Annotated in this window: 10 protein-coding genes; 4 read left to right on the top strand and 6 right to left on the bottom strand. The window is 58.1% G+C overall.

Annotated features, from left to right (window positions below; all coding sequences use genetic code 11):
• The 6 genes from fhuB to hrpB all read right to left on the bottom strand — a co-directional run.
• A partial coding sequence (gene fhuB, locus DD606_RS15275) for a Fe(3+)-hydroxamate ABC transporter permease FhuB (protein WP_129258829.1) occupies positions 1-1,665 on the bottom strand: 1,665 nt, incomplete at its 3' end.
• A complete protein-coding gene (gene fhuD / locus DD606_RS15270; RefSeq protein WP_129258827.1) occupies positions 1,662-2,552 on the bottom strand; it encodes a Fe(3+)-hydroxamate ABC transporter substrate-binding protein FhuD in 891 nt (296 codons plus the stop codon). The genes fhuB and fhuD, both read right to left, overlap by 4 nt.
• Positions 2,552-3,349: a Fe3+-hydroxamate ABC transporter ATP-binding protein FhuC gene (gene fhuC / locus DD606_RS15265; RefSeq protein ID WP_003856242.1), complete on the bottom strand. Its 798-nt coding sequence runs from the start codon at positions 3,347-3,349 to the stop codon at positions 2,552-2,554. Before fhuC ends, fhuD begins: the two co-directional genes overlap by 1 nt.
• Before the next feature lie 50 nt (positions 3,350-3,399).
• Positions 3,400-5,610: a ferrichrome porin FhuA gene (gene fhuA, locus DD606_RS15260; RefSeq protein ID WP_129258826.1), complete on the bottom strand. Its 2,211-nt coding sequence runs from the start codon at positions 5,608-5,610 to the stop codon at positions 3,400-3,402.
• Positions 5,611-5,847: 237 nt separating this feature from the next.
• Complete coding sequence (mrcB, locus tag DD606_RS15255; protein ID WP_003856245.1) at positions 5,848-8,373, bottom strand: bifunctional glycosyl transferase/transpeptidase; 2,526 nt, start codon at positions 8,371-8,373, stop codon at positions 5,848-5,850.
• Between the two features lie 144 nt (positions 8,374-8,517).
• The gene (gene hrpB, locus DD606_RS15250) at positions 8,518-10,947 is read right to left on the bottom strand and encodes an ATP-dependent helicase HrpB (RefSeq protein WP_129258824.1); all 2,430 of its coding nucleotides are present in this window, start codon (positions 10,945-10,947) and stop codon (positions 8,518-8,520) included.
• 73 nt (positions 10,948-11,020) lie between these two features.
• Between hrpB and thpR the strand changes: the two genes are divergently transcribed.
• From thpR to gluQRS, 4 genes are all read left to right on the top strand, one after another.
• Entirely contained in the window at positions 11,021-11,575 is a 555-nt protein-coding gene (gene thpR / locus DD606_RS15245; protein WP_003856249.1) for an RNA 2',3'-cyclic phosphodiesterase, read from the top strand.
• Positions 11,565-12,269: a DNA/RNA nuclease SfsA gene (gene sfsA / locus DD606_RS15240; RefSeq protein ID WP_003856251.1), complete on the top strand. Its 705-nt coding sequence runs from the start codon at positions 11,565-11,567 to the stop codon at positions 12,267-12,269. Before thpR ends, sfsA begins: the two co-directional genes overlap by 11 nt.
• Positions 12,270-12,445: 176 nt before the next feature.
• The gene (dksA, locus tag DD606_RS15235; protein WP_001155232.1) at positions 12,446-12,901 is read left to right on the top strand and encodes an RNA polymerase-binding protein DksA; all 456 of its coding nucleotides are present in this window, start codon (positions 12,446-12,448) and stop codon (positions 12,899-12,901) included.
• 59 nt (positions 12,902-12,960) lie between these two features.
• Complete coding sequence (gene gluQRS, locus DD606_RS15230) at positions 12,961-13,851, top strand: tRNA glutamyl-Q(34) synthetase GluQRS (protein ID WP_048241384.1); 891 nt, start codon at positions 12,961-12,963, stop codon at positions 13,849-13,851.
• Positions 13,852-13,871 lie beyond the last annotated feature (20 nt).

The raw sequence follows: 13,871 nt of genomic DNA, 5'->3' as shown, positions 1-13,871 counted from the left end.
CGCGGTGTCCCCGCCCAGCGGCAGAATGGTCATCCAGCGGCGGCACAGCGGCACTATCGCCAGCAGTACGATCATCACGATCCCGGTATGTACCACCTGGCTGCCGGTGGCGTTGTACGTCGAGCCGGAAATCCAGGTCAGGATCTGCGCCATGCGCGGATCGCCGCTCGCCTGCAACATCATCAGCAGCATAGTAAATGCGGTGCTGAGCGCCATCCCGGCCAGCAGCATGCGGTGAGGCGAGAAACCGCCGCGCCCGGAGGCGATCAGGATAATCATCAGCGTCGCCGCCGCACCGATACTCCCGGCAGGCATCAGCCAGCCGAAGGCATTCCCCGGCACGAGAAACAGCATCAACACCACGCCAAACGCGGCGCCGGAACTGATGCCCAGGACTTCCGGGCTTGCCATCGGGTTACCGGTCAGACGCTGGATAATACAGCCCGCCACCGCCAGCATGACGCCCGCAATCAGCGCGGAGAAGATCCGCGGCCAGCGCCACTGCATGAGTTCATGCAGCAAATCCCCCGTCGCCCAGTGCCAGCCCGTGGCGTCGCGTCCCAGCGAGAGTGCGGCAAACGAGGCGATAACCAGCACTGCCAGTCCGGCAAGGCTGAACCACACCACCGACTGACGCTCAGCATGTACTTTATCGCCGGCATCCATTGCCGGGGCGCTAATGCTGCGCAGGCGCGGCAAGAGCCACAGCAGCAGCGGCGCGCCGATCAGGGCCGTCACCGAGCCCGTGGAAACTTCCATCCAGACGCGCGCCAGCCAGAGAATGAGCTGATCGGAAAGCCAGAGGATCAGCGCACCAATCAGCGGCGCCAGCATCAGGCGCGCCAGCAGACGGCGTGCGCCGAGCATTTTTGCCAGCAGCGGCGCAAACAGGCCGATAAAGCCGATGATGCCGACGGCGTTAACCAGTAACGCGCTGAGCACAATCGCCAGGGTCAGGGCCGCCAGACGCGCCAGCGACAGCGCCAGCCCGAGATTGCGCGCCACGCCGTCGTCCAGGCCCATCAGCGTGAGCGGACGCAGCAGCAGCAGTGTCAGCACCACGCCGCCAAACAGCTGCGGCCACAGGCGCTGAACGATACTCCAGTCGGTCTGGGTGAGCGTGCCGGTACTCCACATAAACATGCTTTGCAACTGGTCGTGGTGAAACAGCACCAGCAGCTGGTTGATCGCCCCACAGTAGAGGCTGACGACCAGCCCCGCGAGGATCAGCGTGACCGGCGAGAGACGTTTTCCCCAGGCCACGCCAAAGACCAGCGCACCGACCACGCATGCGCCTGCCAGCGCGGCAAACTGCGAGGTTAACGCTCCCGGCAGGGTCCAGAGAGTGGTGATGGTGATCCCCAACTGAGCCCCCGTCGCCACGCCCAGCGTGGTGGGCTCCGCCAGCGGGTTACGTAGCACCTGCTGAAACAGTACGCCCACCAGTCCCAGTCCCGCCCCGACCAGCAGGGAGATAGCCAGACGCGGCAGCAGGCTGTAGTGGAACAGCATTTGCTGAATATTATCGATATCCGGTGCGGCAAACGCGGCTGCCCACTGATCGCGCGGCAACGCCGTTGTCAGGTTAAAGCCGGTTAACGCCAGGGCAGCCAGAAAAATGATTGCTAACAGTAACATCGGGAAACGGGCCATACGCGTGCTCATGCCTTGCCTCCCAGTGCATTGTCCAGCACGCGGGCAAAATGCATTGCCGACAGCGTCGCGCCGTAGAACCATACCGCTGGCGCGCGCAGGAAGCGCTGCTCGCGGACGAACGGCATTGCCTGCCAGAGCGGGGTCGCCATCAGGGTTTGCATTTCGCGCTCGTTCCCGTGATCGAAGCACAGCACGTCCACATCACGAAACGCCGCCAGACGGTCAATCCCCACGGCGGTACTGCCCCAGAACGTCATCTCGCCTTCCCAGGCATTGCGAATGCCAAAGCTGTCGAGCACTTCCTGGAACAGACAGTTATTTCCAAAGACCAGCATATGGCGGGCATCCAGCAGGGTCACCATCAGCAAAGGCCGATCGCAACGGCGGGCAAAGCGCGGCTTAAAGGAATCAATCAGCGCATCAAATTCATCGAGGTGTTTTTTCGCCTGAGCCTCACGGTTGAGGAACTGCGCCATCTCGTGGATGGAATTTTTTGCCATGGTCAGCGGCTTTTTACCGTCGCTAAAGGAAAAGCCCCGTCCGGGCGCAATCTTCGCCATGGTCTCTTCCGACGGACCATACCCCGCAGACCAGAATAAATAAGACGGTTTCATCTGGGTGAGAAGCTCAAGGTTCGGCTCCGTACGCAGACCGATGTCGATGACGGAGTCCGGCAGTTTTGGCTCATTCACCCACAGGGTGTAGTTGGGAATATCGGCCACACCGTAAGGCGTCACGCCCAGCGCCATCATCAGTTCAACGGGCAACCACTCCAGCGCCACGATGCGGTGCGGATCGATAGTGGCAGCGCGGGCCGGGCCCATCTTTAACAGCAGCGGTGAGAGCGCCATGGCCGTCAGCAGGCGACGGCGGCTAATGAATGTTGAATCCAGCATCAGTAGACAAAGCTCACGGGTGCAGCCCCGGCCGGGTGAGGCAGGATGCCCATAGGAATACCGTAGATATGTTCCAGCGTTTCGCTACGCATCAGTTCGGCAGGCGTACCCTGAGCGATCATTTCACCGCCGCGCAGCGCTACCAGATAGTCGCAATAGCGTGCCGCCATGTTGATATCATGCAGAACGGCAATCACCGTCAGGCCGCGCTGCTGGCTTAAACGGTGCACCAGCGCCAGCACGTCCACCTGGTGGGCAATATCCAGCGCGGAGGTAGGTTCGTCGAGCAGCAGGCAGCGGCTGTCCTGGGCCACCAGCATCGCGATCCACGCGCGCTGACGTTCGCCACCGGACAGGCTATCCACCAGACGGTGCGCCAGCGGTTTTAACCCGACCAGCGCGATCGCCTCTTCCACTTTCTCTCTGTCAGCAACGCCAAAACGCCCGAGCGCACCGTGCCACGGATAACGTCCAATCGCCACCAGTTCGCGCACCGTCATCCCCTCCGCCTGCGGCAACTGCTGCGGCAGATAGGCCACCTTGCGGGCAAAGGCCTTACTGCTCCAGCTCGCCAGCGGCTGGTCATCCAGCAAAATGTCGCCCTCGGACGGTGGCTGATGACGGCCCAGCATCTTCAGCAGCGTCGATTTACCGGAACCATTGTGCCCGATTAAACCGGTCACTTTACCTGCGGGAAACGTCAAAGAGAGCGGATGCAGCAAGGTGCGCCCGGGTACGCGAAAGGAGAGATTATTGAGCGTGAAGGTGGAGTCGGATTGCGTTTTGTTATCCTGCATGTCAGCCAACTTAAATAAAAAGGGCACGGCGAACCGTGCCCATAAAGAGGTTAGAAGCGGAAGGTCGCCGTGGCAACAACCTGGCGTCCTGCTCCCCAGTAGCATGCATACTCGCTGTAGCAGCTGGAGACGTATTCACGGTCAAAGATGTTGTTCACGTTGACGCCGACGGAAGAGCCCGGCAGACCGAAGCGCGCCAGATCGTATTTCACGGTCGCATCCGCCAGGGCATAACCCGCGACGTTAAAGGACTCATAGGCTTTAGGCGACGCTGAGGAGTAGTACGTCACCGTGTTACCGATGTAACGCGCGCCTGCACCGACGGTCAGGCCACTCAGCGCCGTCTCGTGGAAGGTGTAATCCGCCCAGAGGGATGCCATGTTGCGCGGTACTTCTGCCGGACGACGACCTTCATACCAGGTATCGTGGGTGTATTCCGCATCGGTGTAGCTGTAGGCCGCCGTCACGTTCACGTTAGCCGACACCGCCGCTTTCGCTTCCAGCTCAAAGCCACGGGAGCGAATTTCACCGCCCTGCACGCTAAAGCCGCTGGTCGGGTTCGCCGGATCGGCGGTCAGGTTATTGTTCTTGGTCAGCTGGTATACCGCTGCCGTCACCACAACAGGCAGATCTTTTGGAACATACTTCACGCCCGCTTCATATTGCTTGCCGCGTGCCGGATCGAACGGTTTACCACCCTGAGTAGTGCCAGAGAGCGGTTCGAAAGATTCACTGTAGCTGAAGTATGGTGTAATCCCGTTGTCGAACAGGTAGTTAATCCCCCCGCGCCAGGTAAATGCCTGATCGTTAATTTCCGCGGTGGTTCCGTTATTACGGTTAAAGGCAGACGTTTTCGCAAAGTCATAGCGGCCACCCAGGGTGAGTACCCACTTATCCCATTCCGCCTGATCCTGCGCATAGAGCCCGGTCTGCTCCTGGCGATTGAGCATGGCATACGGGAAGTTCACATTAACGTTCGCATTGCCGTGCTGCGGATTGTTCATGCTGATCGGATCGGCGGTACCGTAGTCAGCATCAATGTCATTGCGCATACGAAGGTAATCCACACCCGTCAGCAGGGTATGGTCAACGGCGCCGGTCGCGAATTTCGACTGGAGCTGTGTATCAACCGTGAACGAGTTGAGGTCTTCATCTGAGCGCACGTACGCGCGGCTGATCTGGGCCGGGGCGATATAGCCGTTACCGTAAACTGAACGGTAAAGCGTGTTGATTTTGGTATAACGCAGGTTCTGACGCACGGTGAAGGTGTCGTTGAATTCATGCTCGAAGCTGTAACCCACCATTTTCTGACGACGGGAGATCTTATTGTCTTCATCGCCTTCGTTGAAGTCGGTCGGCAGTTTGTGCGCTTTTCCGTTAGCATCATAGTAAGGCACAACGGTACCTTCACGCGGCAGCCAGCCGTAGTAACCCGCATCCGGATCGCTCTGGAAGTTGCTCAGGAAAGTGAAATCGGTTTTATCATCAGGACGCCAGCTGAAAGACGGCGCAATCGCGTAACGAGTAGACTTCACCATTTCCTGCTGCGCATTTTCACTGCGCCCCAGACCGGTCAGACGGTAGGACCACACGCCGTCATCGTCAATCGCGTCGCTGAAATCAAACCCGGTCTGCCAGAGGTTATCCGTCCCCATTTTGAACTGAATTTCTTTCAACGGTTCCGTGGTTGGACGCTTGCTGACCATACTCACTACGCCGCCCGGATGGCTTTTGCCATACAGTACAGACGTCGGGCCACGCAGCAGCTCTACGCGCTCAAGGAAGTACGGGTCCATGGACGCTTCAGAGTAGTTGTCTCCCTGCAACTTCATACCATCCAGATACTGGTTGGTATTCACGGTGCTGGAGGTCGTAAAACCACGAATCGAAACCACATCGTAAGTTGTTGATGCGCCGCGCGTTGCGAAAACGCTTGGGGTATAGGCCAGCGCCTGTTTAACCGTTCCCGGCTGTTTCATGTCCATCTCTTCACGTGTAACCACGGAAATAGACTGCGGGGTTTTCTCGATCGGTGTATCGGTTTTCGTCGCCGTTGCAGTGCGCTTTGCTGCAATCGTCGGTGCAGGACCCCAGGCACTTTCCTGTGCAGCCGGTGCGGCAGTCACGGTGATGGTTTCTTCTTTCTTGGGGGTTTCAGCGGCCTGTGCGTAAGCAGGCATGCCGGCAACCGCTGTGGCTACGACGACTGCGAGTTTACGCAGCGACGTGTTAATTGGCTGAGCAGTATTGGAAAGCGCCATGATGGATCTCTGATGGAAAAGGTGAATGATAACGTAAACGAGAATTATTATTATGACCGCAGAATAATATGCGAAACGCTGACGGCATAGCAAGCGATATGCGGCCCTACAAGAATTGAGGGTTTAAGAAATAATCAACGGAAAATGGGTCGTTAATAAGGATTGTAAACAGGGTTAAGGAAATGAGTTACTGAGGTGAAAAAATACCCCCTTCCTGAGAAGGGGGTATCAGTAGGGTTAGTTCCCGCCGAACATATCCTTGATCCAGCCGGCGACGCCGTCGCTGTCTTTCTTCTCTTCCTGCTGCTGCGGCTGTTGCTGCTGCGGCTGCTGAGGTTGAGAAGACTGATCGAACGGGTTACCTGTCGGTTCTTCTGGCTGGCTTTGCTGGCACAGCGCATCCGGGTTGGTCGTCCAGACCGGCAGCGTACGCACGCCACCGCCGCAAATGAAGTTACCCGAGCTGTCCACGCCCATATCGACGATATCTTCCGGAGCAACGAGGTTCAGCGGCACCGGAGACTGATTCGCGAGGTAGCGCTGGTAAATCGACATCGCACCGCTCGCGCCATACAGTTTGGTCGGCTGGTTGTTATCGCGCCCCACCCAGGTGATGACCACTTCACGACCATCAATACCGGCGAACCAGGTATCGACATTGTTGTTGGTGGTCCCGGTTTTACCCGCCAGATGCAGACCAGGATACTTCGCCCCCAGCTGACGACCGGTACCGCGCTGAACCACCTGCTGCATGGTCCACAGCGTCATATAGGCCGCCTGTGCCGGAACAGCGCGCTCCGCCTGCGGGAAGCTCTGATACAGCACGGAGCCATCTTCGGCAATCACCGAACGCAGAGCGGAGAGCGGCGCTCGGTTACCGCCGCTGGCGATGGTCTGGAACGCCTGCGCCACTTCGATTGGCGTCAGGTTAAGCGCCCCCAGGATCATCGCTGGCACAGGGTGCAGCTGATCTTTCGGTACGCCCAGCTTCTGCCAGGTGTCGGTGATGGCTGGCAGGCCCAGCGCCATCCCGAGGTTAACCGTTGGCACGTTCATCGAGCGGGTTAACGCATCCACCAGCATCACCTGACCGCTGAACTGTCTGTCATCGTTCTGCGGTGACCATACCTGGCCGTTAGGCTGGCGCAGGGAGATTGGCGCATCGGCAATCCAGGTGTTCAGTCGATAGAGGTTCGGCTGGCTCAGCGCGGTCAGATAAGTCGCCGGTTTTGCCAGTGAACCAATCGAACGACGCGCCTGCATTGCGCGGTTATAGCCCGCATACTGTGGCTCAGCACCGCCCACCATGGCACGAACTTCGCCGGTGTTACGGTCAACCACTACCATCGCGGTTTCCAGATCGCTCAGCTTACGCTGCTTTTTCAGCGCCGGAATACCTTCTACCGCCGCTTTTTCTGCCGCATCCTGCGCCACGGAATCAAAGGTGGTAAAGATCTTCACGCCTGAGAGATCTTTCACTTTATCTCCGAGCTTCGACTGCAACTCCTGACGCACCATCTGCATAAAGGCAGGCTGCGGAGAGATCACCCCACCGCGCGGCTGAACGCCCAGCGGACGTGCGCTCAGCATGTCGTACAGCTCCTGGTCAATCACCTGCTGTTGTTGCAGCAGACGCAGCACCAGGTTACGACGCTCCAGCGCCAGTTTCGGGTTACGCCACGGGTTGTAGATCGACGCGCCTTTCACCATGCCCACCAGCAGCGCCTGCTGGTCAAGGCTCAGCTCTTCTACCGGACGGCCAAAGTAGTACAGGCTCGCCAGCGGGAAGCCGCGGATCTCGTTATCGCCGCTCTGACCGAGGTACACCTCGTTCATGTACAGCTCAAGAATACGATCCTTGCTGTAGCGCGCATCCATCAGCACGGCCATGTACGCTTCGTTGGCTTTACGCCAGTAAGAGCGCTCGCTGGAGAGGAACAGGTTTTTCACCAGCTGCTGGGTCAGGGTACTCGCCCCCTGCACCGTACGCCCGGCGGTCAGGTTCGCCAGTACCGCACGACCAATGGAGTAAAGGCTGATACCGTCGTGCTCGTAGAAGTGGCGATCTTCGGTTGCCAGCAGGGTATCCACCAGCAAATCCGGGAAGCCGTTACGCGCCACGAACAGCCGCTGTTCGCCGTTTGCGGACGACAGCATGGTGATGAGACGCGGATCGAGACGGAAGAAACCGAACTGGCGATCGTTATCCATGTTCTCAATGGTTTCAAGACGATCGCCGTCAAAGGTCAGACGCGCGCGAACCTGCCCTTCTTTACTGTCCGGGAAGTCGAACGGACGGCGGATCATCTCAATACTTTTCGCCTGGACGGTAAATTCGCCTGGACGGGTCATTTTCGTGACCTGACGATACTGCGTGGCTTGCAGCAGCTTCACCATCTCGTTCTTGCTGATGGACATGTCCGGCTCAAGGTTCACCATGCGGCCGTACACTGCCGCAGGCAATTGCCAGACTTTCCCGTCAATACGGCTGCGGATCTTCTGATCCAGATAAACGCCGTAAATCGCGATCAGGACAACAAAAACAATGAACAGCTTCAGCAGCAGCCAGAACCAGCCGCGCTTACCACGAGGCTTACGCCCTTTGCCTTTCCCTTTACGCGGCATCGGTTCTTCATCCTCATAATCGTCTTCATAGTCATCGTCATACTCCTCATCTCTGAGGCGACGACGGCTTACCTTTTCTTTCGCCGGACGCGTCGGCTTTCCCTTACGTCCTATTGGCTCGCGGTCATTCCCCGCCATGCTTTTTCTCCGCAACATTCAGGCGCAAAGGCCAGATTTTCTTATCTTGCACAGGTCAGTGAAAGAAGAAATCTCTCAAAGTTTGTTTCTCCCTCTCCCTGTGGGAGAGGGCCGGGGTGAGGGCATCAGCCCGCACTTTCCCCATTACGAATATTTTTTCGTGCGCCGTGTCGGCGCGGTATTCGCCGGATCGTCCGGCCAGACGTGTTTGGGATATCGCCCTTTCATCTCTTTCTGCACTTCACGATAGCTCCCCGCCCAAAACGCCCCCAAGTCGCGGGTGATCTGCAAGGGACGATGCGCAGGCGAAAGCAGCTCAAGCACTAACGGCACACGGCCTTCAGCAATGGACGGCGTGGTGGCCTCACCAAACATCTCCTGCATCCGAACCGCCAGCGCCGGCGGATTATCCTCATGATAACGAATGGCAATCCGGCTCCCGGTTGGCACAGTGTAATGCCCAGGCAGTTCACTATCCAGACGTTGACGTAACGACCAGTCCAGTAAATTCTGTAACGCTGCCTTAACATCAAGCGCCTTCAGGGCGCGCAGGGAGTGTACGCCGCTCATCTGCGGCAACAGCCACTGTTCAAGCGTCGCGAGCAGCGTCTCATCATCCACCGCTGGCCACCCCTGTTCCGGCAGCCACTTCGCGGCGCAGTGCAGACGTATACGATATTGTTCAGCCTCCGGCGTCCAGTTCAGTACGCTCAGCCCTTTTTCCCGAATGCCATTCAGCATCGCCTGGTGTAACTCTTCCTCCGACGGCTTCGCCAGCGGTTTCGTCCCGAGCGTCAGTTTGCCAATCTGGCTACGACGGAACGCCTTCAGCGTGCCCTGGGTATCATCCCATTCCACGATGTCAGATTGCTGAAGCAGCTGCGGGCAGGCACGCGTCAGGAGGTCAATATCCACGGCAACCGCCTGTAAAATACGCGCGTCCGGGGAGTGGCTGCCCTGGAGTAAGAGCGGCGCGATCAGCCATTCATGACGCGTCTGGGCGTCATCGCTGTCCAGCATCGCGCCCATCCCATTTGCCAGCTGATAGCGACCATCCAGCCCGCGACGGCGCGCGATTCTGTCCGGGAAGGCCTGGGCCAGCAGAGGGATAACTTTATCGCTGTCAGGCGAACCGCCCCGGCAATTCAGGCGTTTACACAGCTGCTGCGCCCGCTGTTGCCAGTTTCCCTGATGGCGTGAAAAGGCCTGTCCCAGATCGCTGCCGCCACCGCGCGGCGGCTCCTCAAGAATAGCCGCCAGTTTTGCCGCCGTGGCAATTTCATCGTCGCCCTGTGCTGCTACCAGCATTGCCGCCAGACGTGGATCGTTGCCCAGCGCCGCCATTTTCTGGCCGCGCGCCGTCAGTCGCTCGCCTTCCAGCGCGCCAAGCTGGGTCAGCAGACTGCGCGCGGCGGAAAGGTTGACGACAGGCGGAGGATTAAGCCAGGTGAGCTGGTCAGGGTCCGGGCAACCCCACTGCATCAGATCCATCACCAGTCCGGAGAGATCGCTTTGTAAAATCTCAGGCGTGCTCTGGAATGCCGCACGCTCCGCCTGCTCGGCGCTGGTTAAATGCAGGCAAATACCCGGCTCAAGACGCCCTGCTCGCCCTGCGCGCTGCACCATTGAGGCCTGGCTGATGCGCTGCGTCAGCAGCCTGGTCAGCCCGGTACGCGGATCAAAACTGGCCACCCTCTCCAGCGTACTGTCCACCACCAGGCGAATGCCTTCGATGGTCAAACTGGTTTCTGCGATATTGGTTGCCAGCACCACTTTGCGCTGCCCCGCCGGTGCGGGAAGGATCGCCTTGCGCTGGTCAGCCAACGGCAGCGCGCCGTAGAGCGGGCACAGCATAACGTCACTGTTCACCCGGGATGCCAGCTGCTCCTGTACGCGCTGGATTTCGCCTACGCCGGGTAAAAACAGCAGCAGCGAGCCGGGCTCCTGGCGGAGCAATTCGGCGGTGGCGATGGCAACCGCTTCGTCAAAACGCTGATGGGCAGGCAGCGGCTGATAGCGGCGCTCGACCGGGAACGCACGCCCTTCAGAGGAGATCATCGGCGCGTCAGGGAGCGTCTGCCGGAGCCGCTCGTTATCCAGCGTCGCCGACATAATCAGCAGCCGAAGGTCGTCGCGCAGCCCCTGCTGAACGTCGAGCAGCAGCGCAAGGGCCAGATCGGCCTGGAGGCTGCGCTCGTGAAATTCATCAAGGATCACCAGCCCGACGCCGGTCAGCTCCGGATCGTTTTGCAACATACGGGTAAGAATACCTTCGGTGACCACTTCCAGCCGCGTGGATGGTCCAACGCAGGTTTCGGCGCGCATCCGGTACCCTACCGTCTCACCCGGTTTTTCATTCAGCAGTTCCGCCAGGCGCTGCGCCACATTGCGCGCCGCCAGCCTACGCGGCTCCAGCAGGATAATTTTCCCGCTGATGTTCCCATCGCGCAGAATTTGCAGGGGCAGCCAGGTGGATTTACCCGCTCCGGTGGGCGCGCTGAGCAAAACCTGTGGCGCATGTTCTAAGGCTGCGAGTAGCTCAGGAAGGACGACGGCGACGGGCAAAGAGGACACTTACGGCTCCAGAGGGTTAACATTAATCGGCGTACATTGTAGCATCGGCGCATATCATTACCGAGTCTTGCGCATGTCTGAGTCTAAACGGCTATTCTTCGCCATTGAATTACCCACCACGCTTCAACGGCAGATTGTTCGCTGGCGCGCCAGCCACTTCCCCGCGGAAGCGGGCCGCCCCGTCGTCGCCGCCAATATGCACCTGACGTTAGCCTTTCTTGGTGAAGTAAGCGCTGAAAAGCAGCGCGCGTTAAGCGCAATGGCCGGACGCATTTCGCAGCCGGGGTTTACGCTGCATCTTGACGATGCCGGGCAATGGCTGCGCTCTCGGGTGGTCTGGCTGGGGACGCGGCAGCCCCCTCGCGGACTGCTACAGCTCGCCAACATGCTGCGGGCGCAGGCCGCGCGCAGCGGCTGTTATCAGAGCCCGCAGCCGTTTCATCCCCACATTACCCTGCTGCGCGATGCGGGTCAGGCCGTTGCCATCCCGCCACCGGGCTTTCACTGGTCCTTTCAGGTGAATGAATTTGCGCTGTACGAATCTGCCTTTGTACAAGGACGCACCCGCTATACTCCGCTCCAGCGCTGGACGCTGGGCGACACGTTAAGGAATCCTGATGAAGTTTAGTCCTGCACTCCAGCCCGCCACGCTGATCCAGCGTTACAAACGCTTTCTCGCTGATGTGATCACCCCTGCGGGCGAAACGCTCACGCTGCACTGCCCTAACACCGGCGCCATGACCGGTTGCGCCACGCCGGGTGACACGGTCTGGTATTCCACATCAGAAAATACTAAACGCAAATATCCCCATACCTGGGAAATGACCGAGACGCAAAGCGGGGCATTTATTTGCGTTAATACCCTGCGCGCAAATCAGCTGGTTAAGGAAGCTCTGACAAATGGAATGCTTCCTGAACTGGTGGGTTACGGCACGCAAAAAAGCGAAGTGAAATATGGCGATGAAGGCAGCAGAATTGATTTTATGTTACAGGCGGAAGACCGCCCTGAGTGCTATATTGAAGTGAAATCAGTGACGTTAGCGGAACAGGAAAACGGCTTCTTTCCGGATGCGGTAACGCTACGTGGCCAGAAGCATCTGCGAGAGCTAATGAGTGTAGCGGCGGCGGGCAAGCGCGCCGTGTTGCTGTTTGCGGTTCTGCATTCAGCCATTGAACGGTTTTCCCCGGCCCGTCATATTGATCCTAAATACGCGCAATTGTTGAATGAGGCACAAAAGCAGGGGGTAGAGATTTTCGCTTATAAAGCGGAACTTTCTGCCGATAATATGACTCTGAGATCCTCTCTTCCCATTGTCTTATAAGGGATTAGACGATTGACTAATAAGTGTTCTGGCCGCGTGCGCAAATACGCTTTTCCTCACAGGGTTGTCAAGTGTTACGTTTAGATAATTGCCATACGGAAAAGCATCTGCTATTTATAGCGACCTGATTTTTCCCCCAACACGGGGATCGATAGTGCGTGTTAAGGAGAAGCAACATGCAAGAAGGGCAAAACCGTAAAACATCGTCCCTGAGTATTCTCGCCATCGCTGGGGTGGAGCCGTATCAAGAGAAGCCGGGCGAAGAGTATATGAACGAAGCCCAGCTGTCGCACTTCAAGCGTATTCTTGAAGCATGGCGTAATCAACTCAGGGATGAAGTCGATCGCACCGTTACACATATGCAGGACGAAGCTGCTAACTTCCCGGACCCGGTCGACCGTGCCGCTCAGGAAGAAGAGTTCAGCCTCGAACTGCGTAACCGTGACCGCGAGCGCAAACTGATCAAAAAGATCGAAAAAACGCTGAAGAAGGTCGAGGACGAAGATTTTGGCTACTGCGAATCCTGCGGTGTTGAAATCGGTATTCGTCGCCTGGAAGCGCGTCCAACAGCCGATCTGTGCATCGACTGTAAAACGCTGGCAGAAATCCGCGAAAAACAGATGGCTGGCTAACGCCTGCCCTCTCACTACTCTGCTAAGGCGGGAGTCTCTCCCGCCTTGTTACCGTAGATATGTCTGAATCTCACTATATCGGGCGCTTTGCGCCATCTCCCTCCGGTGAATTACACTTCGGCTCATTAATTGCCGCGCTTGGCAGCTACCTACAGGCTCGCGCCCGTCAGGGTCAATGGCTGGTCCGCATTGAAGATATCGATCCTCCGCGTGAAGTTCCCGGTGCAGCAGAAACTATTCTGCGTCAGCTGGAACATTACGGTCTTCACTGGGACGGCGACGTACTCTGGCAGTCTCAACGCCATGATGCCTACCGTGAACGTCTGGCGTGGCTTGCTGAACAGGGCCTTTCCTATAACTGCACCTGCACGCGGGCGCGAATTCAAAGCGTGGGTGGCGTTTACGACGGCCACTGTCGTACGCGGCACAACGGTCCTGAGAATGCTGCCGTACGGCTGATACAGCGTTCTCCGGTGACGCAGTTTACCGACGTTCTCTCAGGAACCATTCAGGCGGATGAACGCCTGGCGCGTGAAGATTTTATTATTCACCGTCGTGATGGTTTGTTTGCCTATAACCTGGCGGTGGTTGTCGATGACCATTTCCAGGGCGTCACGGAAATCGTGCGCGGGGCGGATCTGGTTGAGCCTACCGTGCGGCAAATATCGCTTTACCAGCAGTTTGGCTGGACGGTGCCGGATTACATCCATCTGCCGCTGGCGGTCAATGAACAGGGAAATAAGCTGTCGAAACAGAATCATGCCCCGGCGCTGCCTGACGGCGATCCGCGCCCGGTTTTGATCGACGCGCTGCGATTTCTCAACCAGAATGTAACGCAGGAATGGCAGGATCTGAGTCTGGATGAATTGCTGAAAACGGCCATTGCTGACTGGGCGCTTATGGCCGTGCCAAAAATCCAGCATTCTCAAATGCGTTGCGCTGAGCTATGATTAGCCGCTTTTTTGATAAC

The sequence above is a fragment of the Enterobacter cloacae complex sp. GF14B genome (genome assembly GCF_004136805.1).
Classification (GTDB): domain Bacteria; phylum Pseudomonadota; class Gammaproteobacteria; order Enterobacterales; family Enterobacteriaceae; genus Enterobacter; species Enterobacter hormaechei_C.
This window is presented reverse-complemented; position numbering and strand designations above follow the sequence as displayed.